This is a genomic window from Streptomyces sp. NPDC000594 (genome assembly GCF_040299965.1).
GTDB lineage: Bacteria > Actinomycetota > Actinomycetes > Streptomycetales > Streptomycetaceae > Streptomyces.
In genome coordinates this window covers 307,241-330,803 of record NZ_JBEPCY010000002.1, presented here as the reverse complement: position 1 = coordinate 330,803, position 23,563 = coordinate 307,241, and the positions used below count along the sequence as shown (strand labels likewise).

Below are 23,563 nucleotides of genomic sequence, written 5' to 3'. Positions count from 1 at the left end.
CCGCATGACGGGCCCCGACCCCCGCACCGGCGGGGACACCCCCGCCGGGACCGCGGACGAGGCCGCCGCCGACCGGGTCCGGCGGACGGTCGCCGCGGTCTGGCGGCTGGAGTCCGCGCGGATCGTCGCGGGTCTGACCCGGCTGGTCCGCGATGTGGGCCTCGCCGAGGAGCTGGCCCAGGAGGCCCTGGTCGCGGCGTTGGAGCGATGGCCCCGGTCGGGCGTCCCGGAGACTCCGGGCGCCTGGCTGACGGCGGTCGCCCGACGCCGCGCCGTCGACCACATCCGCCGCTCGAAGCTGCGGGAGCGGCGGGAGGAGGAGCTGGCGCACGAGCTGGCCCGCTCCCCCGGGTACGGATACGGGGACGCCGGCGGCTACGACGGCGGGTACGACGGGCCGGCGGACCCGGACGACGGATGGTCCGGCGACGCGCGGTCGGGCGCCGGACGGTCCGATGACGAGCCGTCCGGTGACGGGCCGTCCGGTGACGACGACGACGTCCTGCGGCTGATGTTCGTCTCCTGCCACCCCGTCCTCCCCACCCCCGCCCGGGTGGCACTCACCCTGCGGCTCCTCGGCGGGCTGACCGCCGGGGAGATCGCCCGTGCCTTCCTGGCGACCGAGACGGTGATCGCCCGCCGGATCGCCGACGCCAAGCGCGCCCTCGCCGAGGAGGGGGTGGCCTTCGAGCTGCCGGACACCGAGGAGCTGGCCGAACGGCTCTCCTCGGTCCTCGAGGTCATCTACCTGATCTTCAACGAGGGGTACACGGCCACCTCCGGCGAGGATCTGCTGCGGCCCTCGCTCACCCTGGAGGCGCTGCGGCTCGGCCGGCTGCTCGCCCGGCTCGCCCCGGACCGGAGCGAGGTCCACGGCCTGGTGGCGCTGATGGAGATCCAGGAGTCCCGCTCCGCCGCCCGGACCGGCCCCGGCGGGGAGCCGGTCCCGCTCCACGAGCAGAACCGCGGCCGGTGGGATCCCCTCCTGGTCCGCCGGGGCTTCGCCGCGCTGCTGCGCGCCCGGGACCTCGGCGGCGTCCCGGGCCCCTATGTCCTCCAGGCGGCCATCGCGGTCACCCACGCCCGGGCGGCCACCGCCGAGGAGACCGACTGGGCCTCGATCGCCGCGCTCTACCGGGCGCTGGAGCGGCTGGTGCCGACGGCCGTGGTCCGGCTCAACTCGGCCATCGCCACCGGGATGGCCGAGGGCCCGGCGGCGGGGCTGGCCCGGCTGGACACCCTCGCCTCCGAACCGTCCCTACGGGACTACCATCTGCTCCCCGCCGCCCGGGGCGATCTGCTGCTGCGTCTGGGCCGGGCGGCCGAGGCGCGGATCGAGTTCGGCCGGGCGGCGGATCTCACCCGTAACACCGCCGAGCGGGCCTTTCTGCTGCGGCGGGCGGAGAGCGCGGGCCCACCCCCGGCGCCGGAGGGACCGACCCTCGGCGGCGCGGCCGGGGAGTTCCTGGCCGGTGCGGGGCTGGAGCCGGCGACGGCCCTCTCGTACCGGCGGACCCTGGACCGGCTCCGCCGCTCCCTGGGCGACGGGCTCCCCCTGACCGAGCTGAACGCCGAGCGGGTGGCGGGGGTGTTCACCTCGGTGTGGGACGGGGTGGCCCCGGCGACCTGGAACCGCCACCGCGCGGCGGTGGGTTCGTTCGCCCGCTGGGCGGAGCTGCCCGAGGACCCGGTGGCGCGAATCCCCCGCCGCACCACCGCCCCGGCCCCGGCCCGCACGGCCCCGGGCCCCGCCGGGGAGGACTGGTGGGACGCGCTGTGGCTCCGTACCGACATCCCCGTACGGGAACGGACGCTGTGGCGGCTGCTGTACGAGTCGGGGGCGCCGGTGACGGCGGTGCTCGGCCTCGACGCGGAGCGGCTGGACCTGGCCGACCGCCGGGCCCGGTCGGGGCGGCGCTGGGTGCGCTGGCGCTCGGGCACCGCCGCGCTCCTGCCGGAGCTGCTCGCGGGACGGACCCGGGGGCCGCTCTTCCTCACCGACCGCCGCCCCGGCCCCGCCCGCACCCCCTCGGCCGACCTCTGCCCGGAGACCGGCCGGGCCCGCCTCTCCTACGAACGCGCCGAGTACCTCTTCGCCCGCACCACCCGCGCCCTGGACCCCTCGGGCCGGGGCGGAACGCTGGGCCGCCTCAGAAAAGCGGGCTCGGCGGGACCGGGGGACGTGGACCGACACGGGACGGACGAGGCCGGGTCGTTGTGACGCTCCCGGCACAGTCACCGCGTATCCGCGCGGCATCGGGTGACCGGCGCCCCGCAGGCCGTTCTCAGCCGGGCAGCCGCAGCCGGTAGCGCTGGCGGGAGCCGCCCTCGGGGCCGGGCTCCGCCGCCGCGCCCGGGAGGAAGCCGAGGCGCTCGTAGAAGACCCGCGCCCCGCTGGTGACGGCGCCGGGGTGGTCGGGGCCGAAGGTGACCACCTCGACGGTGGCCGGGGGTGTGACGAAGCGTTCCGTCGCCGCCGCCATGAGGGCGCGGCCGACACCGGTGCCCCGGGCGCGGGCGGAGACCACCAGCCAGTCGACATGGTGGGCGGCCGGGTCCCCGGGATCCACCGGATCCGCCGGGTCCACCGGATTCACCGGATTCACAGGCTCCGCCGGGTCGAAGAGCAGCCCGCCGGTGAGGGCGCCGCCCTCCTCCGCGACCAGTGCCGTACCCCGGACGACATGGGTGCGCAGCGCCCGGTGGAAGCCCTCCTCGGCGACCATCGGGCCGAACCAGTGCTCCACCTCGGCCGCGAGTTCCAGCAGCCCGGGGATGTCCGCCTCCCGGGCGGTGCGGATCGGTACTCCGGCGGTACGGATCGGTCCTCCGTCGGTACGGGCCGGTCCTCCGTCGGTACGGGCCGGTCCTCCGTCGGTACGGGCCGGTCCTCCGTCGGTACGGGTCAGGGCACTGTCGGTACGGGTCGGGGCGCTGTCGTTCATGGGGACGATGGTCGCACCCGGGTGACCGGACGACGGCGCCCCGGCCGCCCCACCGGTGACCGATGGGACATGCCGGGGCGTGCCGGGGCGGCTCGGGTTCAGCGGCCGGCGGGTATCGCTTCCCGCTCGGGCAGGATCCGGGCGAGCAGGCCCGACTGTCCCGCCGTCAGCGGTCCGAGGACCGCCAGGATCAGGACATACCCGGCGATGAAGGGGGAGAGCCGGTCGTCCAGGCCCGCGCCCGCCGCCATGGTGGCGAGGATCAGCGCGAACTCGCCCCGCGCCAGCAGGGTGGTGGAGATATTGGCCGCGGGACCGGGGCCGAAGCCGTAGATCCGCGCCGCCGCCAGTCCGGCCAGGACATTCATCGCCAGGGTCACGACCACCGCGGCGAGCACCGGCCAGAGCACGGTGGGCAGATCGCCCGGGTCGATGGAGAGCCCGAAGGCGAAGAAGAAGATCGCGCCGAAGGCGTCCCGCAGCGGATGGACCAGCTTGCGGATGCGCTCACCGGAGGTGGTGCTGCCGAGCATCAGACCGACCATGAAGGCGCCGATCGCGTCGGCCACGCCGAACCACTCGGAGACGCCCGCCATGAAGACGGCCGCGCCCAGGAAGGAGATGACGAGCAGTTCGTCGTCCCGGGTGTTGATGAGCCGCCCGATCACCCGGGTGCCGAAGCGCGCCGCGAGCGCCAGCAGCAGCAGGAAGCCGAAGGCCTTGCCGCCGTCCATCACCGCGGCGGAGAGGCTGTCCGCGCCGGAGAGGATGGGCTGGAGCGCCGCGAGATACAGCGCCAGGAAGACGTCCTCGACCACGATGATGCCGAGGATGGGCCGGGTCTCGGGGTTGCCGATGCGTCCGAGGTCGACCAGGACCTTGGTGACGATGGCCGACGACGAGATGCCGAGGACACCGGCGAGCACCAGGGCCTCGGAGGTGCCCCAGCCGAGGGCGAAGCCGAAGGCGAGTCCGGCGCCGACATTGAGCAGCAGATAGACGCCGCCGGCGAGGGCCATCTTGCGGCCGCCGGTCTTCAGGTCGTCGAGGTGGAACTCCAGTCCCAGATAAAAGAGAAGGAGGACCAGGCCGAGGGCGGAGAGCATCTCCAGGTCGTGCGGGTCCGACAGCAGCACGATGCCGGGGGTGTGCGGGCCGAGGAGGATCCCGGCCAGGATGAAGAGGGGGATGGTCGGCAGGCCGATCCGGCCGCCGAGACGGGCGAGGAAGGCGGCGGCGAGGAAGGCGCCACCCATGGCTATGAGGGTGTCTGCGTGTCCGATGGGCTCGTCCTCACGTCGATGGTGACCGGCAGCGGGGAGGCGTCAAGAGGGCGTCAAAGAACCGTCAAGGAACCGTCAGTAATTAGAATAGCAAATAATTGATGTGAGCAAGTAAGTCGGTGGACCCCCCTCCGGCGGTGGGGCTGTCCCCACCCCCTTTCCGCCGGTGGACGCCATGGTCCACACCCCTTCACCGTCCCTAGTGTCGACACCGTTGACCTGCACAAACACCAACAACGGAGAAGACGATGGGGCTGCGACGCGGCAAGAGGCGGGATCCGGGGACGGCACCGGGGGCGAGCCCCGCCGACGGGACCGCCGCCGTGGAGCTGCGCGGAGTCCGCCGCCGGTACGGCAAAGGAAGCGGCACCGTCCACGCCCTGCGCGGGATCGATCTGGCCCTCCCCCGGGGCAGCTTCACCGCCGTCATGGGCCCCTCCGGCTCCGGGAAGTCCACCTTCCTCCAGTGCGCCGCCGGACTCGACCGCCCCACCGAGGGCTCGGTCCGGCTCGGCGGCACCGAACTGACGGAGCTGAAGGAGAACCAGCTGACCGTCCTGCGCCGTACCCGCCTCGGCTTTGTCTTCCAGGCGTTCAATCTGCTGCCGTCGCTGACGGTCGAGGAGAACGTCCTGCTCCCCACCCGGCTCGCGGGCGACCGCCCGGACCGGCGGCGCGCCGCCGAGGTCCTCACCCAGGTCGGACTCGGCGACAAGGGCCACCGCCGCCCCGCCGAACTGTCGGGCGGTCAGCAGCAGCGGGTGGCCCTCGCCCGCGCCCTGGTGACCCGGCCCGATGTGGTCTTCGCCGACGAACCCACCGGAGCGCTGGACTCCACCACCGCCGCCGAGGTGCTCGGCCTGCTGCGGTCGGCCGTGGACCGGCTCGGCGCCACCGTCGTCATGGTCACCCATGACCCGGTCGCCGCCGCCTGGTCCGACCATGTCCTCTTCCTCGCCGACGGCGCCATCGCCGACTCCGTGCCCGGCGGCGACCCGGGCAGGATCGCCGCCCGGATGCGGGCGCTGACCGAGCGGCGCGACACCCGGGACCTCACCGGGGCCGCGCTGTGACCGCCCGCCGCAACGGACTGGCCCGCGCGGCCATCCGCTTCAAGCCCTCGGCCTTCGCCGGGACCTTCATCGCGCTCCTGCTGACCTCGGCGATCGTGACCGCCTGCGGCATCCTGCTGGAGAGCGGGGTACGGGCTTCCGTACCCCCGCAGCGGTACACCGGCGCCCCCGTGGTGGTCGAGGCCGACCAGCGGGCCCATCTCTGGGTGGGCAGCGGCGAGGACCGTCACGACTCCTACACGGACACCCCCGACCGGGCCCGGCTGGACCACGCCCTGACCCGTAAGGCCGCCGCCGTCCCCGGGGTCGCCGCCGCCATTCCCGACATCGCCTTCCCCGTCCGCGCCCAGGCCGGCGGGCTGACCGCGTACGGCTGGGGCTCCACCGCCTTCACCGGCACCGAGCCGGAGACCGGGCGCGCACCCCGTACGGGCGAGGCCGTCACCGGCCCCGGCGGCCCCCGTACCGGCGAGCGGATCACCCTGGAGACCCCCGGCGGGACCCGGGAGTTCCGGGTCTCCGGCACCGTCGCCGACCCCGGCCGGGGCGTCGGCCCCGGCTCGGTCTGGCTCAGCGACACCGACGCCCTGGCCCTCTCCGGGCACCCCGGGAAGATCGACGCCATCGCGGTGCTGCCCGAGCCCGGCACGGCCGCGGCGACCGTCGCCGACCGGCTCGGCGAGGTCTTCGGCAGCGGCCACTACCGGCCCAAGGTCCGCACCGGGGACGACCGGGGCGCCGTCGAGGACCGGGGTCTCGCCGCCGCCCGGGAGACCCTGATCGGACTCGGCGGCTCCTTCGGCGGGGTCGCCACCCTGGTCTCCGTCTTCACCGCGGCCGGTACGGTCGCCCTCTCGGTCGGGCTGCGGCGGCGCGAGTTCGCCCTGCTGCGCGCGATCGGCGCGACCCCCCGTCAGGTACGGCGCTCCATCGCCACCGAGGCGCTGCTGATCGCGCCCCTGGCCGGGGCGATCGGCTGTCTGCCCGGCATCGCGCTGGCCTCCTGGTGGTTCGGACAGCTCCGGGAGAAGGGGGCGCTGCCCCGGGCCGTGGAGCTGCACATCGGCTGGATCCCGCCGCTGGTGGCCGTCGCCGCGGTGGTCCTGACCGCGCTCTGCGCGGGCTTCCTCGCCGCGCGCAAGCCGTCGCGGATCCGGCCGGGCCAGGCACTCGCCGACGCCTCCGTGGAACGGGTGGGCTTCGCCCCGATCCGTACCCCTCTCGGCCTGGTCGCCGTCGGCGGCGGAGTCGCCCTCGCCGGGCTCGCCGCCCAGACCTCCGGCAACAACGCCGCCAACGCGGCGCTCGGCGTGGTCATGCTCTTCATGCTCGCCGTGGCGCTCCTCGGGCCGCTGATCGCCCGCGCCTGTGCCGCGCTCTTCGGCCTTCCGCTGCGGGCGGCGGGGGCGCCGGGCTCACTGGCCGCCGCCAACTCCCGCAGCAACGCCCGCCGGCTCGCCTCCGCGATCACCCCGATCGTGCTGGCGACGGCCTTCTCCTCGGTCCTGCTCTTCCTGCACACCAGCACCGACCGGGCGATCGAGGAGCAGCAGCGGGAGGGGATCACCGCCGACCGGATCGTCGTCGGGAAGGCCGGCGGCCCGCTGCCCCTGGACGCCGCCGGGCAGGCCGCCCGGGTGCCCGGGGTGAGCGCCGCCGTCTCGCTGACCCAGACCTCCGTCGTGGTCACCATCGACGCCGGACCCGAGGCCTCGCTGGCGACCGCGACCACCCAGGGGTACGACGGCCGGGTCGCCGACCTGGCCCGGGTCCAGGACCTCCAGGTGGTCAAGGGCTCCCTGGACTCCCTGCGGCCCGGCCGGATCGCCCTGGACGAACGGGTGGCCGACTCGGCCGGGGTCACGGTCGGCGAGCGGTTCGCCTTCCACCTCCCGGACGGTACGAAGTCCTCCGCCGAGGTGGTCGCGGTCTACGGCCGGGGCCTCGGCCTCGCCGAGGTGACCCTGCCCGTATCGGTCCTGCGGCCCCATCTCACCTCCCCGTACCCGGGAACGGTCCTCGTCCGCGCCTCGGACCGGGCCACCGAGGGCCTCACGGCGCTGGGCACCGTCCAGGACCGCGCCGGCTTCACGGCGGGCGCCGCCGAGGACCGCGAGCTGAACTCCTGGGCGAACCATGTGATGGCGGCCGTCCTGGGCGGCTTCGCGGCGGTGGCCGCGGCGAACACCCTGGTGATGACGGTCCTCGACCGCCGCCGCGAACTGACCATGCTCCGCCTGGTCGGCTCCACCCGCCGCCAGGTCCTCGGCATGATCCGCTGGGAGGCCCTCCTGGTCACCTTCGCGGGCATCGCCCTGGGCACGGCCATCGCCTTCGCCACGCTGATCCCGATGGTCCGGGGCATCACCGGCGGCTCCCCCTATGTCCCACCGATGCTGTACGGGTCCCTGGCCCTCGCGGTGGTGGTCCTCGGCGTCGCCTCAGCGGTCCTCCCTGCCCGCGCGGCGACCCGCTGACGCCGCCTGGGGCGTCACCCGTCCGGGGTAATCAGCCCCGTTCCTCCTTGTGCCATCCCGGCGGGGCGTTAGGACGTGGTGCCATGGGACTTGGTGACCGGCACCAGAAGAAGGACGTGGAAGCAGCCCTCAAGCGAGCGGAGGCGGCAGGGCTCAAGGTGACCCACGACAAGAACAAACACCGGTGGGGATGGGTCATTTGCTGCCCCTGCTCCAGATCTGAGGTGGTGTACTGCACTCCTCAGAATCAGGGACGGGAAGCGAAGAAGATTGATCAGTTCACAGAGAGGCACCGCAGCTGTGCGTGACTGGTACTTCAACCTCGTACTGGCGGCCCCGCTCACCGAGGAACAGAAAGACGTCCTGGACGGCTTGGATCGATTCGCCGAGGGTGGCATCGGACTGGAAGAGGGACCGGGATACTCAGGGTTCCTCTGCGTCGTCCGGGCCGAGAGCCTCACGGCCGCCATCGCGGACACCCTGGAGCGCTTCGAGGACTTCCCGGGTGTCCTGGTCCGCAGCGTGGTGCTGGACCACTTCGACCTCGCGGCGAACGACATGGCCACCCCGTCCGTGGTGCCCGCGCCGCCCCCGTTCAAGGCCGACCCGGCGGCGTGATCACCGGGAACGGCCCCACTCCTCCGGTCCGAGGAGTGGGGCCGTTGTGCGTTCTGGTGCTACAGGTCGGCGGACCGGGCGAGGGCGTCGGCGGAGACCATCAGCACGGGACCCTCGGGCGCTCGCTGTCCCACGGATCCCAGGCCCATCACCCGTCCGGGCGATTCGGCCCCGTTCCGCCTTGTCCCCTCCCGGCGGGGCGTTAAGACGTGGTGGCATGGGACTTGGTGACCGGCACCAGAAGAAGGACGTCGAGTCGGCGCTCAGGCGGGCGGAGGCAGCGGGGCTGAAGGTGACGCACGACAAGAACAAACACCGGTGGGGCATCGTCATCTGCTGTCGCTGCAACGGCAGGATGACGGTCTTCTGCACTCCCCGGGACGCTGGCGACCACGCTAAGAGGATCGATGAATTCACCCGAGACCACAGCCGCTGTGCGTAGCTGGCACTTTGTCCTGCATACGCTGACCCCCTTCACCCCGGAGCAGTCCGACACCATCGACGGACTCGACAGCTTCGCCGATGGCTTCCTCGGTCCGGAGGAAGGGCCCGGATACTCGAAGTTCGTCTGCTACTTCCCTGCGGAGAGCCTCCAGGACGCCATGTCACAGGCCCTGGAACGAGTGGCCGAGGTGCCCGGCGTACTGATCCGGAGTGTTGAGCTGACTCCCCACTCGTTGAACCACAACGGCATGGCGACCCCCGCCGTTGTGCCCGCGCCGCCCCCGTTCGAGGCCGACCCGGCGGCGTGATCACAGCGAACGGCCCCACTCCTCCGGTCCGAGGAGTGGGGCCGTTGTACGTTCTGGTGCTATAGGTCGGCTGACCTGGCGAGGTCGACCAGGCCCTCGAAGGCGTCGACGGACACCATCAGGACCAGGCCCTCGGGGCGCTTGCTGTCCCGCACCGGGACGATGCCGGTAGCGGTGAGATCGGCGGCGACCTCCACGCAGTTGCCGCCGTTGTTGCTGTAGCTGGACTTGATCCACGTGCAGGGTTCGGTCATGAGAGCGTTCCCTCTCTGCGGAGTCGGGGCGTCAAGTTTCTACAGGTCGGCGGACCGGGCGAAGGTGACGAGACCTGCGAAGGCGTCGACGGACACCATCAGCACGGGGCCGGTGGGGCGCTTGCTGTCCCGCACGGGGACGACGCCAGTAGCGGTGAGATCAGCGGCGACCTCTACGCACTGGCCGCCGTTGCTGCTGTACGAGGACTTGAACCAACGGAGGGAGTCGGTTGTCACGGGGTGCCCTTTCGTAACTCACGGATCATGGAAATAGATTCCGCCTGTGAGAGCGCTTCGACTTGGAGCTGATGGTAGGCCGTCAACAGGGGTTGTACGAACCTGGCGTTGCGTTCCAGGACCCCTTGCTGCGCGGACTCGGCGTAGGCCACGTGAGACCGATTGGCAAGGGTCAGCAACGTCACGGGCAGGTCGAAGGAACGGCGCTCACCCAGACAGTAGGGAGCCACCTGGAAGACCGTGGATGACAGCGCCGCGACCTCCGCCAGTCGCTCCAGTTGGGCCGCCATGGTCGGGGTACCGCCGACCACTCGGTGCAGGCAGCTCTCATCAAGAACTACGTGGACGAATGGCACGGGGGCTCGCCCTATGGACGCCTGCCGCCGGGCAAGGAGATCCAGCCGCTCCTCCGCCTGCTGTTCCGTGATCGCTCCCCTGTGCACCGCGCCCGAGGTGATGGCCTTCGCGTACTCCGGGGTCTGAAGCAGCCCCGGGATGATGCCCACCTCGAACAGCCTGATCTCCGTCGCGCGCTGCTCCTGTACGACGTACTCCGGGAAGCCCTCCAGCAGAGCGCTGTGCCGGACCGCGTCCCCCTCGCGCTCGAACAGGTCCCCGGTCCCCAACGCTCTGTCGGCCCTGTGCGCGAAGTGGGGAGTTGGAGACCGCCGACCGGTTTCCACGGCTGAGATGTGCGTACCGGAGTACCCCATCAGCTCGGCCAGATCGTCCTGGGTCAAGCCGCGCTCATCCCGCAGTCTGCGCAAACGCAGCCCGAACGCTGCTTTTGGCGACTCCTCGGGATCCAGATGCTTTCGGTTCACCATGAGGAAGACAACTCCCCGTTCGTTCCGTACAAGTTGAGGGTGGGCCGACTCTAGGCCACTCTGGCATCACCGGGTAGCCGTTCCGCTACGGAGAGGAGCGCCATGGGTTGGCATTCCGTCCCGGAACCGGACGTACCGCAAGAGGACAGCCCTCTGCTGCAAGCGCTTCGCCTGCGGATACGGGAGGAGCACGAACTGCGGCTGCGGTTCGGTCCGTTCCATCAGATCGTCAGAAGGGCACATTCGTGCGAGAGCGACGAGGCAGGTCAATAGCCCGGACCGTGGCCCTGCTCACGGCGTGGTCGCTCTCGGTCGGCCTGCACACCTTGAGCCTGGCCGACCGGCTCTGAAGCCCCGTCCTCCGTGGCCCGCTGGTTCAGCGGTGATCCTCTCCGGGCCACGGAGGGCGGTTCCCCAAGCGGGGCCCGCCCTCACCCTGCCCTGGGCGGGCCCCCAGGGCCCCGGCCGCCACCCCGCACACGCGGCCGGGGCCCACCCCGTAGAACCCACCCCCACCACACCCTCAGGGAGACACCCATGTCCCTCAACGCGACACCAGCACCCGATGGCCCCTACGGCCTGCGCATGATCCGGCTGCGGGACTGCGACAGCCCCCAGCCCGCGCTGATCGTCCCCAGGGTCGCCCTCACCGTGTTCATCACGGACGCCCGGGCCGGGCGGCTGGACCACCTCCTGGCGACCGACGCGGAGATGGCCGAGGCACGGAAGACCGCCCGCTGGTCCCACGAACACGAGACGCCCGAGCCGGACCTTCTCTGACCTCCCCGTCGCGGACCGCCCGCACCACAAGGCGCCCGTTCCTCGTGGCACGAGGTCGGGGGGTGCAGGGTCGCCCCCGCAGGGGACCGGCGGACGGCCCCCGAGCTAGACCTTCTCCTCAGTCTGCCGGCCCCGAGGAGGTGAGCCCGGAGGCCACCGCCCCCGCACATGCGAGTCACCTCGCCCCAAGCCCCCTGGGTACGGGCTGCCCGCACAAACTCAGCCCGATGGGGGTCCCCCCGGACGAAGTCTGGGGGAGCTTGAGGACGGACCTCAGGCCCGAGCAGCCTCGGGCACACGTCGGGGCCAGCCCCGAACCCCGCTCCTCAAACGCCGGAGAGGCTGATTTTTGGCCCCCGTCGCAAGGCGGGCCGGGCCCTCAAGGGTCGCGGGTGATGATCAGCAGCGCACGGTCATCGTTGACATCCTTCGCGACCGCCTCGATCAGGTGCCACGCCGCCCCCGCGAACCCCGCCGTCACATACCGGTCCGCCTCCCCCGTCAGCCGGTCCATCCCCTCGTCCAGGTCCCGCCCCGGCGCCTCGACGAGCCCGTCCGTGAAGAGCATCAGGACGTCGCCAGGGCGGAGCGCCCCCTTGACCGGGTCGAACTGGGCGCCGTCGTAGACCCCAAGGAGCGGCCCCTCCGCGCTTTTCTCCTCCCAGCGCCCGGTCCCCGCGTTCAGCTGGAGCGCGGGGAGATGGCCCGCCGAGAGCAGCTCGTAGTCGCCGGACTCCAGGTCGAGGACGAGATGGATGGAGGTGGCGAAGCCCTCGTCCCAGTCCTGCCGGAGGAGATAGCCATTGGCGGCGTGCAGGAAGCCGTGCGGCGGCAGGGAGCCGAGGAGTCCCCCGAACGCGCCGGAGAGGAGCAGCGCACGGGAGGCCGCGTCCATGCCCTTGCCGGAGACATCCGTGAGGACGACCTCCAGGGTGCGGCCCCCATGGGTGCGGGCGCCGACGACGAAGTCTCCGGAGAAGGACTGGCCACCGGCGGGCCGCAGGGCCATCTCGTGGTTCCAGCCGACCGGCAGCGCGGGGAGGGCGCTCTGGACCCGGATGCGTTCGCGCAGGTCGAAGAGCATCGTGCCGCCGCGCCGCCAGGGGACGCCGACCCGGGCCCGGAACTGCGCGATCAGGAGCCCGAAGAAGCCGCACGCGGCGACGGTCAGCACGGTGCCGGGGGTGACCCGGCCGGGGCCCTCGGTGTAGGGGCCGAGGACGAAGGTCTCCACGATCAGCCCGGCGGCGCAGGTCGCGTAGAGCCCGAGCAGGCTCGCCGGGCGCAGCAGCAGCGCTCCGGCGACGATCGGCAGGACCAGCGCGGAGGGGGAGATCCACTCGGGCAGGACGATGGTGCCGAAGGTGAGCGCGGGGACGGTCAGCAGCAGCCCGGTGAGGGCGAACGTGTCCGAGCCGTCGCCCCGGAAGTAGTCGACGGCGGACTTGCGCAACGCCACCCGGGCCCGGTGCACCGCCTTGTGCCACCGTGCCTTGACCGAACCCACTCCGCCGCCATGACCCATTGTCGTGTGACCTTATCGATCCATCGCTCTTTCGTGCAGAGGGACCCCTGTGACAATGCGGGGAAAAACAGATCGCTGTATCGACGTATCGACTGGTAGCCATGGCATATGACAAATGATCTCCGTGTACTGGATCCGGGCGACTGGGACACCTGGTACGAGGACCTGAGCCGGGCCTACGGCGGGATGGAGCCACCGCCCGAGCGGCGGGCCCTGCGCGCGGCGGTGACCGAGTACGACCGGTCGCTGGGGGTCTGGGAGGACGGTGGCTGTGTGGGCGCGGCCGCCGCCTACTCCTTCCGGATGACGGTGCCGGGCGGGCGCTCCGGTGGCGCCCCCGCCCCGGTGGCGACGGCCGCCGTGAGCATGGTCGGGGTGGTCCCCACCCATCGGCGGCGGGGCATCCTCACCGCGATGATGCGCCACCAGCTCGACAACGTACGGGCGCGGGGCGAGGCGCTGGCGGTGCTGACCGCCTCGGAGCCCGCCATCTACGGCCGGTACGGCTACGGGATCGCCAGCCGTCAGCTCGCGCTGGAGGTGGACAGCGACCGGGCCCGGATCACCGAGCCCCCGGACGCCCGGGTCCGGCTGCGGAGTGTGGACCCCGTACACGCGGCCGAGGGGTGTGCGGCGATACGCGACCGCCTCGCCGCCGACCGTCCCGGCGGGATGCTGCGGCCGGGGGCCTGGGACGCCTGGCCGCTGCTGGACCCGCCGTCGGATCGCGGCGGCGGCTCCCCGCTCCAGTGCGTGCTGGCGGAGCGGGACGGGGAGCCCAGCGGCTTCGCCCTCTACCAGGTCCGGCCGGCGTGGAGCCATGCGGGACCGGTCGGCACGGTGACCCTGCGGGAGCTGCACGGGCTCGATCCGTCCTCCGCCACCGAGCTGTGGCGCTTTCTCCTGGGGATCGATCTGACCTCCTCGGTCCATGCCCTCAACCGTCCGCTGGACGAACCGCTGCTCCATCGGGTCGCCGACCCCCGGCGCTGCGAGCCCCGGCTCCGTGACGGGCTCCATCTGCGGCTGGTGGAGGTGGGCGCCGCGCTGGCGGCCCGGGCCTACCGGGTGCCGGTGGACACCGTGCTGGAGGTGACGGACCCCTTCTGCCTCTGGAACACCGGCCGCTGGCGGCTGAGCGGGGATCCCTCCGGCGCGGTCTGTGCCCGGACGGCGGACCCGGCCGATCTCTCGCTGTCGGTACGGGAGCTGGGCTCGGCCTATCTGGGCGGGATCACGCTGCGGGAGCTGGCCGACGCCGGTCTCGTACGGGAGTGCGCGCCGGGGGCGCTGGAGACGGCGTCGCTGGCCTTCGGGAGCACGGTGCCACCCTGGCTGGCCCAGCAGTTCTGACGCCGTACGGGCTCAGCGCTGCTGACAGCCGGGGCACCAGAAGAGATTCCGGGCGGCGAGCGAGGCCGTCCGGATCTCGGTGCCGCAGAGATGGCAGCCGAGCGCGGCCCGGCGGTAGACGTACACCTCGCCGCCGTGGTCGTCCACGCGCGGCGGGCGGCCCATGGCCTCGGGGGTGTGCTCGGGGCGGACGGTGTCGATGCGGTTGTTCCGTACGCCCTCGCGCATCAGGGCGACCAGATCGGCCCAGATCGTGTCCCACTCGGCGCGGGTGATCGCCCGGCCCTCGCGGTAGGGGTCGATGCCCTGCCGGAAGAGCACCTCGGCGCGGTAGACATTGCCCACGCCCGCGATGACCTTCTGGTCCATCAGCAGGGCGGCGATGGTGGTGCGGGAGCGGGAGATCCGGGTCCAGACCCGGTCCGGGTCGTCGTCCGGGCGCAGCGGGTCGGGGCCGAGCCGGTCGTGGACCGCGCCCTTCTCGCCGTCGGTGATCAGGGCGCAGGTGGTGGGTCCGCGCAGATCGACATGGGCGCCGGGGGCGGCTATCCGCATCCGGACGGTGTCGGTGGGCGGCGGCCGGTGGGTGTCGGGCACATCGCCGAAGTCGACCTTGCCGAAGAGGCCGAGGTGGACATGGACCCAGCCGAGCGCGCCGAAGCCGAGGAAGAGGTGTTTGCCGTGGGCCTCGGCGCCGGTCATGACCTGGCCGTCGAGGAGGGCGGCGGAGTCGGAGAACTTGCCCTGGGGGCTGCTGACCCGGACCGGGCGCGCGAGGAACCGGGCGCGGTGGTCCTGGGCGAGGCGGTGGATCGTATGCCCTTCGGGCACGGCGGACTCCAAGTCGGCGGACGGGGGGGTTACGGGACCCGGGCCCCGAGGGGACCCGGGTCCGGTGTGCCGGTGTCAGCCCTGGGGGTGGTGGGCCGGGATCGGGGGCAGCTCGCCCGTGGTCTCGTACGCGGAGAGCATCTCGATCCGGCGGGTGTGCCGCTCCTCGCCGGAGTACGGGGTGCTGAGGAAGATCTCCACGAACTTGGTGGACTCCTCCACCGAGTGCATCCGGCCGCCGATGGCGATCACATTGGCGTTGTTGTGCTCCCGGCCGAGCGCGGCGGTCTGCTCGCTCCACGCCAGGGCCGCACGGACGCCCTTGACCTTGTTGGCGGCGATCTGCTCACCGTTGCCGGAGCCGCCGATCACGATGCCCAGGCTCTCCGGGTCGGCGACGGTGCGCTCGGCGGCGCGGAGGCAGAACGGCGGGTAGTCGTCCTGGGCGTCGTAGATGTGCGGGCCGCAGTCGACGGGCTCGTGCCCGTGAGCGGTCAGCCACTCGACGAGGTGGTTCTTGAGTTCATAACCGGCATGGTCGGAGCCGAGGTACACACGCATGTTCCGAGTGTGGCACGGAGGCGGCGGGGTATCAGTCAGCGGGTCCATCCCCGTCCGAGAACAACGCCGTTCCCGACCTAAGGAATCCCCTATGACATCCCAGGACACCCTGCGAAAAGAAGGCGAACCACCCGAGGAGCCGGGGATGCGGCGGTCCATGGAGTCCCAGGGTGACGGCCTTCAGGCAGGCCTCAAGAACCGCCATCTTTCGATGATCGCCATCGGCGGGGTCATCGGCGCGGGGCTCTTCGTGGGCTCCGCCTCCGGGATCCGGGCCGCCGGGCCCGCCATCCTGGTCTCGTACGCGCTGGTCGGCACGATGGTCGTCCTGGTGATGCGGATGCTCGGGGAGATGGCGGCGGCCCATCCGACCTCGGGTTCCTTCTCCGAGTACGCCGACCGGGGGCTCGGCCGCTGGGCCGGTTTCTCGATCGGCTGGCTCTACTGGTTCTTCTGGGTCGTGGTCCTCGCGGTGGAGGCGACCGCCGGGGCGGTGATCCTGGAGGGCTGGATCCCGGCGGTCCCGCAGTGGGCGTGGGCGCTGATCGTCATGGTGGTGCTGACCGCGACCAACCTCGCCTCGGTGGGGTCATACGGCGAGTTTGAATTTTGGTTTGCCGGCATCAAAGTGGTGGCCATCGGCGCCTTCATCGTGATCGGGCTGCTGGCCGTCTTCGGACTGCTGCCCGGCTCGGACAACCCGGGCTCCGGCTTCGCCCATCTCAGCGACGCCGGGGGATTCTTCCCCGAGGGGTACGGGGCGATCCTCACCGGGGTGCTGATGGTGGTCTTCTCCTTCATGGGGAGCGAGATCGTCACCCTGGCGGCGGGCGAGTCGGCCGACCCCCAGCGGGCGGTGACCAAGGCGACCAACAGTGTCATCTGGCGGATCGCCTTCTTCTATCTGGGCTCGATCTTCGTCGTCCTCACCCTGCTCCCCTGGAACGACCCCTCGATCACCGAGGACGGCTCCTATGTGGCGGCGCTGAACTCCATCGGCATCCCGCACGCCGGCGAGATCATGAACGTCATCGTGCTGACCGCCGTGCTCTCCTGTCTGAACTCCGGGCTCTACACCGCCTCCCGGATGGCCTTCTCCCTGGGCCGCCGGGGCGACGCGCCGGGCTCCTTCGCCCGTACGGACGCCCGGGGTGTGCCCCGGACGGCGATCCTGGCCTCGGTGCTCTTCGGCTTTGTCGCGGTCTTCTTCAACTACCGCTGGCCGGACACCGTCTTCGCCTTTCTGCTGAACTCATCGGGCGCGGTCGCCCTCTTCGTCTGGCTGGTGATCTGCTGCACCCAGCTGCGGATGCGCGGCATCATCGAGCGGGAGGCCCCCGAGCGGCTGGTGGTACGGATGTGGCTCTTCCCCTGGCTGACCTGGGCGACTATCGGAATGATCGTCTTTGTCCTGGTCTATATGCTCTTCGATGACACCGGCCGGGAACAGGTGCTGCTGTCGCTCCTGGTGGCCGCGGTGGTGGTGACGATCGCCCTGCTCCGCGGGGACCGCCGGGGCAGCGCGACGCCGCCCCCGCCGGCCCGGTAGGGCCAGGACGGCCGCCCGGCGCCGGGCCGTCGCGGCCAGGGCGGCCGTACCCAGAAGCAGGCTCAGGACCGCGAACCCCCAGCCGAGCGGGTCGGCGGCGGGGGCCGCGGTCCAGTCCCACCAGCCGCCGCTGTACCAGACCACCGGAAAGACCGAGGCCAGCGGCAGCACCCAGGCCAGCTGCGGCCCGAACAGTCGGAGCGACAGCAGAGCCAGTCCGAACCAGATCAGCAGGGAGCGGACGTACACCACCCCCAGCTGGGGTCCGACCGCCAGCGCCTCCGCCCCGAAGGAGAGCGCACAGACCAACAGGGTGAGGACCGCGAGGCAGCTGGCGCGCACTCGGTGCATCCGGGTGGCGCCCGCCTCCTCGTGGGCCGACATCCCGCCGCCGAAAGCGGCGGTGAGGAAGACGGCCGACAGCAGCGGCAGCTCCTGGCGGTAGGGGACACCCGTGCTGTACCCCCCACTGCCGATGGAGGGGAGCGCGATCCTGGCGCCTCCGAAGAAGGCCGACACCAGGGCCACGGCGAGCGCCCCGCAGAGGATGGGCACGGCCCGGTGCACCCGGGCGTACCGGAGGAGGTCAGCCACGGTCATCGGGCTCGCACCAGGATTCCTCGCGCAGTTCCCGGCGCTCCCGGTCCACCCAGCTCCGCTGTTCGGCGGGGGACATCCGGGCGGCGGCCCCGGCGGCCCGCTGGGCACCGGAGACACCCGAGAGGGTCAGCCCTCGGTCGGCGACGGCCGGATCCCGGCCCATGGCCTTGTACTCCAGCCACAGATGGAGGTTGTCGACGGCCTGCCAGGCCCGGCTCGCCCCATCGGGGGGCAGGCAGCGGCCGAAGGAGGCGGCGAACACCTGGTGGGACATGGCGATGGCGGCGGTCCTGACATGACCTTCGGCGATGTCGAAGCCCCGGTCCCCCAGACGGGCCCTTCTCAGCCCGAACTGGTGGAAGGTGTCCGGTGCCTTGATCCAGGGCTGGGTGGGCTCGGCGAGCCGCTCGGCGAGGGCCGCCAGCTCCGGCAGATACTTCCGGTGCTCGGGCCAGACACACACCCGCGGGGCCTCCTCGGCGGCCCGGGAGCACTCGGGCACGACCGCCGGACGCTCCATCCGCAGGCTTCCAGCGGCGGGCAGGGCCGCCAGGGCGACCAGGGAACAGGCCACGGCCCCGAGGGTCACACCCCGGGTGCCCCAGGACACCGGGCGCCGGGGCACCGTCCGCCATGCCCTCCCCGGCAGGGGCGGCGCGGCTACCGCGATCACGGCGAGCAGCAGCGCGAGGAGCAGCCGGACGGTGATCGCCAGAGGGCGCAGGTGGGTGTCCGGGGCACCGGCGAGGACATTGAACTTGACGGGCTGAGCGAGCAGGGCGATGAACCCGCCCAGCGCGCAGATCACCGGAGTGAAGGCGGCCGAGGGCCACCACCGGCCGGCCAGATGGCCCACCGAGGCGAACAGCAGCAGCGTGCTCGCCCCCAGCAGCAGATAGGACGGCCAGAGGAAGCCCGGCCCCGCGTCGCGCCAGGAGACGGCGGCGGCGGTGAGACAGCCGATCGCGTACGCGGCGAATCCCAGGGTGAGCGTGGCGGCCAGCCGTGCGCCCTCGACCCGCCAGCCGGGGCGCGCGGCGCCCAGCAGGAACTCCGGCATACCCGCGCGGGAGGCCCGTCCGGCCTGCCAGGCGGAGACCCCGGCGACCATCGGCCCGAGGAAGAGGGTGACCACTTGGGCCGCGGCGCTCGCCTCGGGCCAGACACCGATCCAGTACCGGCTCCGTCCGAAGAGCACGGCCAGATCCACCGCGATCATCACGGGGAAGGCGGTGAGCAGCGGTGAGCGCCTCAGCTCGGTGCGGTAGGTCCTCAGCACGGTGCGCTCCCAGTTGTCGCACCGCGTCCCAGAACGGTCATATAGCCGCGCTCCAGAGGACTGTCGCCGGGGGCGGCCGGCGCCGCGAGACCGGCCAGTTCCCCGGGGGTGCCCCGGTGGACGAAACGGCCGTCGGCGAGGACCAGAACCGTCTCGCAGGCGGCTCCCACGTCCTCCACCAGATGCGTGCTGAGGAGGACGGCGGCGCCGTCGCGGGCGAGGGAGCGGAGGAGGTCGCGAAAGTCGAGGCGCTGGGCGGGATCCAGCCCGACGGTGGGCTCGTCGAGGAGGACGAGCGAGGGGGAGCCGACGATGGCCGCGGCGATCCCGGCGCGGCGGAGCATGCCGCCCGAGAGCGATTTCATCCGGTCGCGTGCCCGGTCGGCGAGGCCGACGGCGGCGAGGGCCCGCTCGGTCTCCGGAACGGCCCGCGCCCGGGGCACCTCACGCAGCCAGGCGCAGTAGTGGACGAAATCGGCTACGGAGAACCCCGGGTAATAGCCGAATTCCTGGGGCAGATACCCGATCCGCCGGCGCGCCCGTCGTACATCCCGCTCCGTACGGGCCGGTTCCCCGAACAACTCCAGGGTGCCGCTCCGGGGCGGTGCGATGGTGGCGAGGGTCCGCAGAAGCGTCGTCTTGCCCGCACCATTGGGGCCGAGCAGTCCGGTCACACCCGGGCGGAGGGATAAATCGAGATTCTCGATGATTCGCCGGTCACCGTATCCCTGAGCGAGGGAGACCGTTCGAACGGCGGGAGCGAGTTGCATGGACATTTCTCTCCGTGAATGCACTGCGGGCCCGCTTCCAGGGCGGACCCGCCGCGGTGGAACTCAGACGTCAGGCGACACGCGTTGAGTTGATCTCGAAAGTGCACTCGTCGGAGTCCCACTTGCCCTGGTAGCCGTATGGAAGGCTGCGTGCACGCCAGATGTCCATCTGGGCAGTGCAGTCATAATTGACGTCGTACACCAGACCTGAGCCCTTGGTCGCATTGTAGCAATATGCATGACCCGAGGTGCTGTACCAATAGCCACGGCACCCCCTCACCCATTCCGCTTGATGCGCAGCGCCGGATATGGGTGCAGAGAGAGCGATGGCGAAGGCCGACAGAGCCACAATCGCGATACTCTTTCCGCACTTTATCGCCATGGCTCGATCTGCTAAATAACTCATTTGCGTTCCCTTCGGTTTACCGAATCCCGAACGGGGACCATCTTTAACCATCACCGGCTATCACGCGGGGGGCTGGGGGAGAAATGGCCAGAAACGGCTCAGCGGACAGTTCCTCACACATGGACACCAGGGCAATGTTCAGGCATCCGTCCGCCCGCAAAAAGGCCGAAGCCGCGCCCCCGAGGGGCGCGGCTTCGTGGCAGGGAGCGGGGCCGGGCGTCAGCCCTTGCGGCCGACCAGCTTCCAGGCGGCGGGCAGGGCGCCCATCGCGAGGGCGGCCTTGACGGCGTCGCCGATCAGGAACGGGGTGAGGCCCGCGGCCACCGCCTGGGAGAGGGTCATCCCGGTGGCGAGGGCGAGATAGGGCACGCCGACGGCGTAGATGATCACGGAGCCCACGACCATGGTGCCGGCGGTGCGCGGGATCGAGCGGTCACCGCCCCGGCGGGCCAGGGCGCCGACGGCGGCGGAGGCAAGGAGCATGCCGACGATGTAGCCGAAGGAGGGCATCCCCCAGCCCGAGGTGCCTTCGGCGAACCACGGCATGCCCGCCATGCCCGCGATGGCGTAGAGGCCGAGGGAGAGGAAGCCGAGCCGGGCGCCGAGGGCCGTGCCGACGAGCAGGGCGGCGAAGGTCTGGCCGGAGACCGGGACCGGGGAGCCGGGGATCGGGACGGCTATCTGCGCCGCGAGGCCGGTGAGGACGGCACCTCCGGCGACCAGGGCGATGTCCCGGGTACGGGAGGCGGGCAGCAGGTCCGCGAGGACGGCGCCCGGACGGGACAGGACAGTGGCAGTACTCATCGGGACTCCGCGGCGAGGGGGCAGGTGACTCGGTGACGTGCGACGTCGATGACTTCGGTGACTCCGACGACTTCGATGCAGAACACAGCGACCGTAGCCCAGGGCCCCGGGGGGCACCATTGCCCCAATGACAAAGGCCGGGGCGGCGCATTCATGGGGATCACACAAAGATGCGGATCATGCACCCGGCCGCGTGACCTCCGTCACCCATCGCGCCCACGGGGGAGCTGTAGAGTTCTCACAAACTCTGCTGCACCGCAGGCCGCTTTCGCACCGTGCTCGGATGTGCACTTTGTGTAAGGCTTGTGATCTTTTCATGGACATCCGTTGCCCTCTGATCAGCGCGCATGCTCAGTTGGAGCCCCCGCTCACCCTCCGCCAGACGAACAGGGCACCCCTATGTCCAAGACTTCCGCGCCCCCGCCGGTCGGGTCCTCCGCCGACGGCGGCCCCGGGGCACCGGGCCTCTCGCACGGTCTGAAACAGCGCCATCTCTCGATGATCGCCCTCGGCGGCGTCATCGGTGCCGGGCTCTTCGTCGGCTCCGGCGCCGGTATCGCCCAGGCGGGCCCCTCGATCATCATCGCCTATACGCTCTCCGGCCTGCTGGTCATGCTGGTGATGCGGATGCTCGGCGAGCTGTCCGCCGCCAACCCCGCGTCGGGCACCTTCTCGGTGCACGCCGGGCGGGCCATCGGCCCCTGGGCGGGCTTCGCCAGCGGCTGGATCTACTGGTTCCTGCTCTGTGTGGTCGTCGGCCTGGAGGGCATCGGCGCCGCGAAGATCATGACCGGCTGGCTGCCGGGCACGCCCGAGTGGATGTGGGTCGCCGTCTTCACCGCGGTCTTCACCGCGGCCAATCTGGCGGCGGTGCGCAACTTCGGCGAGTTCGAGTTCTGGTTCGCCGCGCTGAAGGTCGCCGCCATCGCGCTCTTCCTGGGGATCGGCCTGCTCGCGATCACCGGGGTGCTGCCCGACACGGACGCGCCCGGACTCGCCAACCTCACCGGCGAGGGCGGCTTCCTGCCGAACGGCGCCGAGGGGCTGGTCTTCGGTCTGCTCGCCTCCGTCTTCGCCTACGGCGGTCTGGAGACGGTCACCATCGCGGCGGCCGAGTCCGAGCATCCGGTGCAGGGTGTGGCACGGGCGGTGCGGACCGCGATGTGGCGGATCGCCATCTTCTATGTCGGCTCGATGGCGGTCGTCGTCACCCTGGTCCCCTGGGACGACCCCCAGGTGACCGAGCAGGGGCCGTATGTCGCCACCCTGGACCATCTGGGCATCCCCGGCGCCGCCCAGATCATGAATGTGGTCATCTTCGTGGCGCTGCTCTCCGCGATGAACGCCAATATCTACGCCGCGTCCCGGATGTCCCGCTCCCTGGTGGTCCGGGGGCAGGGGCCCCAGGCGCTGGGCCGGACCCGCAACGGGGTGCCCTGGATGGCGGTCCTGGTCTCCTCCGGCTTCGGCTTCCTCTGTGTCCTGCTCAGCTACTGGCGGCCGGACGACATCTTCATGTGGCTGCTGAACATGATCGGCGCGATCATCCTGGTCGTCTGGTTCTTCATCGCGGTCTCCCAGCTGATCCTGCGCCGCCGCACCGAGCGGGAGGCGCCGGAGAAGCTGGTGGTGCGGATGTGGCTCTTCCCCTGGCTGACCTATGTGGCGCTGGCGGGCATGGTGACCGTCTTCGTGCTGATGGCCCGTGAGCCGGAGACCCGTACCCAGCTCTACTACTCGGGCGCGCTGACCCTCACCCTCTGTCTGGTGGGGTACGCCCGCCAGCTCCGGGCGAGCCGCCGGACGACGGCGGATCTCTCGGACGTCTGAGCGACCCCGCCGCCGCGGGAACGTGCCCGCACCGGTTCTCCGGTGCGGGCACGGGCATGTTCCGGGCGCAGCTCCCGGAGCCGCTACCGGGACTTGGTCCCCTTGGCGGACTTCGCGGGTGCCTGCCCGCCGCTCTTCTTCGCCGTCTTCCCGCTCGTCCCGCTCTTCCCGGACGCCTTGCGGTCCGGGTCGCCGCAGCCGCCGATGGCGTCGAGGGCGATGGCGTACTCGCCCCCGGCCTTCGCCTCGGCCCCGTCCGGTACCGGACCGGAGGCGAGGGTGACCGCCCAGACGCCCTGCTCCAGCACCATCGACGCGATGCCCTCCGCGATATGGGGCTTCTTCCCGGAGCCGCCGCGGCTCCAGCCCCGCTCCACCAGCCGGTCGGCGATCCGCTGGATGTCCACGGCCCCCTTCGGCTTCTGGGAGAGCGGGATCACCGCGGTGACCGCACAGTCCTGCCGCTCCCCGGGCATCTCCATGAACCGGAGCCTGCCCTCGGTACCGCGTACGGCGGCCCGGAAGTCCTTCTCCACCTCGGCGACGGTCGGCTCCTCCCGATCCGCCCCGCCACCGGCGGGCTTCGCCGAGGTCGCCGCGGGCTCCGCCGGGACCTCGGCCGCCTTCTCCGCCACCGGCTCCGCCGACGACACCGGCGCCTTCTTCCCCGTATCCCCGCCAGAATCCCCGTCCGACCCGCCGCCGCACCCGGTGAGCAGCAGCGCCCCCGTCAGAAGTGCCACCGGCAGCCCGCGTCCCAGCCGTGCCATCCTCAACCCGCCCCTCGGTCGGACCCCTGTTCGGATCCC

The 23,563-nt window shown here is 71.8% G+C and carries 24 protein-coding genes; 11 read left to right on the top strand and 13 right to left on the bottom strand.

Annotation, left to right across the window (positions count from 1 at the left end; translation table 11 throughout):
* Nucleotides 1-4: 4 nt before the first annotated feature.
* Nucleotides 5-2,221 (top strand): DUF6596 domain-containing protein, encoded by a 2,217-nt coding sequence (locus ABT354_RS04175; RefSeq protein WP_351488720.1) that lies wholly within the window; start codon nt 5-7, stop codon nt 2,219-2,221.
* A 64-nt stretch (nt 2,222-2,285) separates the two neighbouring features.
* On the opposite strand, the gene ABT354_RS04170 is transcribed toward ABT354_RS04175, so the two are convergent.
* Nucleotides 2,286-2,726, bottom strand: a complete 441-nt coding sequence (locus ABT354_RS04170; protein ID WP_502983328.1) for a GNAT family N-acetyltransferase — start codon at nt 2,724-2,726, stop codon at nt 2,286-2,288.
* 317 nt (nt 2,727-3,043) lie between these two features.
* Nucleotides 3,044-4,201 carry a cation:proton antiporter gene (locus ABT354_RS04165; RefSeq protein ID WP_351488717.1) on the bottom strand — a complete coding sequence of 386 codons (1,158 nt, stop codon included), beginning with the start codon at nt 4,199-4,201 and terminating at the stop codon, nt 3,044-3,046.
* 275 nt (nt 4,202-4,476) lie between these two features.
* Here ABT354_RS04165 and ABT354_RS04160 point away from each other — a divergent pair, with 275 nt between their 5' ends.
* The 6 genes from ABT354_RS04160 (at nt 4,477) to ABT354_RS04135 (ending at nt 9,148) form a co-directional block, all read left to right on the top strand.
* A complete protein-coding gene (locus ABT354_RS04160; RefSeq protein ID WP_351488714.1) occupies nt 4,477-5,301 on the top strand; it encodes an ABC transporter ATP-binding protein in 825 nt (274 codons plus the stop codon).
* Entirely contained in the window at nt 5,298-7,778 is a 2,481-nt protein-coding gene (locus ABT354_RS04155) for an FtsX-like permease family protein (protein WP_351488711.1), read from the top strand. The genes ABT354_RS04160 and ABT354_RS04155 overlap by 4 nt, the downstream gene beginning before the upstream one ends.
* 83 nt (nt 7,779-7,861) lie before the next feature.
* Nucleotides 7,862-8,086: a hypothetical protein gene (locus ABT354_RS04150; protein ID WP_351488709.1), complete on the top strand. Its 225-nt coding sequence runs from the start codon at nt 7,862-7,864 to the stop codon at nt 8,084-8,086.
* The gene (locus ABT354_RS04145) at nt 8,079-8,396 is read left to right on the top strand and encodes a hypothetical protein (RefSeq protein ID WP_351488706.1); all 318 of its coding nucleotides are present in this window, start codon (nt 8,079-8,081) and stop codon (nt 8,394-8,396) included. Before ABT354_RS04150 ends, ABT354_RS04145 begins: the two co-directional genes overlap by 8 nt.
* A 217-nt stretch (nt 8,397-8,613) precedes the next feature.
* The gene (locus ABT354_RS04140; protein ID WP_351488703.1) at nt 8,614-8,838 is read left to right on the top strand and encodes a hypothetical protein; all 225 of its coding nucleotides are present in this window, start codon (nt 8,614-8,616) and stop codon (nt 8,836-8,838) included.
* On the top strand, nt 8,831-9,148 hold the full coding sequence (locus tag ABT354_RS04135; RefSeq protein ID WP_351488700.1) for a hypothetical protein: 318 nt from the start codon (nt 8,831-8,833) through the stop codon (nt 9,146-9,148). The genes ABT354_RS04140 and ABT354_RS04135 overlap by 8 nt, the downstream gene beginning before the upstream one ends.
* 59 nt (nt 9,149-9,207) lie before the next feature.
* On the opposite strand, the gene ABT354_RS04130 is transcribed toward ABT354_RS04135, so the two are convergent.
* The 3 genes from ABT354_RS04130 to ABT354_RS04120 are packed head-to-tail and all read right to left on the bottom strand — an operon-like array spanning nt 9,208 to nt 10,466.
* Nucleotides 9,208-9,402 carry a DUF397 domain-containing protein gene (locus ABT354_RS04130; RefSeq protein ID WP_351488697.1) on the bottom strand — a complete coding sequence of 65 codons (195 nt, stop codon included), beginning with the start codon at nt 9,400-9,402 and terminating at the stop codon, nt 9,208-9,210.
* Nucleotides 9,403-9,441: 39 nt separating this feature from the next.
* Nucleotides 9,442-9,639: a DUF397 domain-containing protein gene (locus ABT354_RS04125; protein WP_351488694.1), complete on the bottom strand. Its 198-nt coding sequence runs from the start codon at nt 9,637-9,639 to the stop codon at nt 9,442-9,444.
* Nucleotides 9,636-10,466, bottom strand: a complete 831-nt coding sequence (locus ABT354_RS04120; protein WP_351488692.1) for a helix-turn-helix domain-containing protein — start codon at nt 10,464-10,466, stop codon at nt 9,636-9,638. The genes ABT354_RS04125 and ABT354_RS04120 overlap by 4 nt, the downstream gene beginning before the upstream one ends.
* 537 nt (nt 10,467-11,003) lie before the next feature.
* Here ABT354_RS04120 and ABT354_RS04115 point away from each other — a divergent pair.
* The gene (locus tag ABT354_RS04115) at nt 11,004-11,246 is read left to right on the top strand and encodes a hypothetical protein (protein ID WP_351488689.1); all 243 of its coding nucleotides are present in this window, start codon (nt 11,004-11,006) and stop codon (nt 11,244-11,246) included.
* Nucleotides 11,247-11,625: 379 nt separating this feature from the next.
* Here the strand turns inward: ABT354_RS04115 and ABT354_RS04110 are convergent, their stop codons facing one another.
* Nucleotides 11,626-12,771: a PP2C family protein-serine/threonine phosphatase gene (locus ABT354_RS04110; protein ID WP_351488686.1), complete on the bottom strand. Its 1,146-nt coding sequence runs from the start codon at nt 12,769-12,771 to the stop codon at nt 11,626-11,628.
* Nucleotides 12,772-12,879: 108 nt separating this feature from the next.
* Between ABT354_RS04110 and ABT354_RS04105 the strand changes: the two genes are divergently transcribed.
* A complete protein-coding gene (locus ABT354_RS04105; RefSeq protein ID WP_351488684.1) occupies nt 12,880-14,124 on the top strand; it encodes a GNAT family N-acetyltransferase in 1,245 nt (414 codons plus the stop codon).
* A 12-nt stretch (nt 14,125-14,136) separates the two neighbouring features.
* Here the strand turns inward: ABT354_RS04105 and ABT354_RS04100 are convergent, their stop codons facing one another.
* Together ABT354_RS04100 and ABT354_RS04095 are read right to left on the bottom strand one after the other, a co-directional pair.
* Nucleotides 14,137-14,955, bottom strand: a complete 819-nt coding sequence (locus ABT354_RS04100) for an Fpg/Nei family DNA glycosylase (protein ID WP_351488682.1) — start codon at nt 14,953-14,955, stop codon at nt 14,137-14,139.
* Nucleotides 14,956-15,030: 75 nt separating this feature from the next.
* Nucleotides 15,031-15,516, bottom strand: coding sequence for a ribose-5-phosphate isomerase (locus ABT354_RS04095; RefSeq protein WP_351488680.1), 486 nt, complete (start codon nt 15,514-15,516; stop codon nt 15,031-15,033).
* A gap of 91 nt (nt 15,517-15,607) precedes the next feature.
* On the opposite strand from ABT354_RS04095, the gene ABT354_RS04090 reads away from it, so the two are divergent.
* Nucleotides 15,608-17,065, top strand: coding sequence for an amino acid permease (locus ABT354_RS04090; protein WP_351488678.1), 1,458 nt, complete (start codon nt 15,608-15,610; stop codon nt 17,063-17,065).
* Nucleotides 17,066-17,651: 586 nt separating this feature from the next.
* Here ABT354_RS04090 and ABT354_RS04085 read toward each other — a convergent pair.
* The 4 genes from ABT354_RS04085 to ABT354_RS04070 form a co-directional block, all read right to left on the bottom strand.
* Nucleotides 17,652-18,944 (bottom strand): DUF7224 domain-containing protein, encoded by a 1,293-nt coding sequence (locus ABT354_RS04085; RefSeq protein WP_351488676.1) that lies wholly within the window; start codon nt 18,942-18,944, stop codon nt 17,652-17,654.
* Nucleotides 18,938-19,714: an ATP-binding cassette domain-containing protein gene (locus tag ABT354_RS04080; protein ID WP_351488673.1), complete on the bottom strand. Its 777-nt coding sequence runs from the start codon at nt 19,712-19,714 to the stop codon at nt 18,938-18,940. Before ABT354_RS04080 ends, ABT354_RS04085 begins: the two co-directional genes overlap by 7 nt.
* A gap of 70 nt (nt 19,715-19,784) precedes the next feature.
* Entirely contained in the window at nt 19,785-20,120 is a 336-nt protein-coding gene (locus ABT354_RS04075; protein ID WP_351488670.1) for a hypothetical protein, read from the bottom strand.
* Between the two features lie 219 nt (nt 20,121-20,339).
* Complete coding sequence (locus ABT354_RS04070; RefSeq protein WP_351488668.1) at nt 20,340-20,924, bottom strand: biotin transporter BioY; 585 nt, start codon at nt 20,922-20,924, stop codon at nt 20,340-20,342.
* Nucleotides 20,925-21,323: 399 nt separating this feature from the next.
* Between ABT354_RS04070 and ABT354_RS04065 the strand changes: the two genes are divergently transcribed.
* Complete coding sequence (locus tag ABT354_RS04065) at nt 21,324-22,754, top strand: amino acid permease (RefSeq protein WP_351488665.1); 1,431 nt, start codon at nt 21,324-21,326, stop codon at nt 22,752-22,754.
* An 83-nt stretch (nt 22,755-22,837) separates the two neighbouring features.
* Here the strand turns inward: ABT354_RS04065 and ABT354_RS04060 are convergent, their stop codons facing one another.
* Nucleotides 22,838-23,524 carry a hypothetical protein gene (locus ABT354_RS04060; RefSeq protein ID WP_351488662.1) on the bottom strand — a complete coding sequence of 229 codons (687 nt, stop codon included), beginning with the start codon at nt 23,522-23,524 and terminating at the stop codon, nt 22,838-22,840.
* Nucleotides 23,525-23,563: the final 39 nt, after the last annotated feature.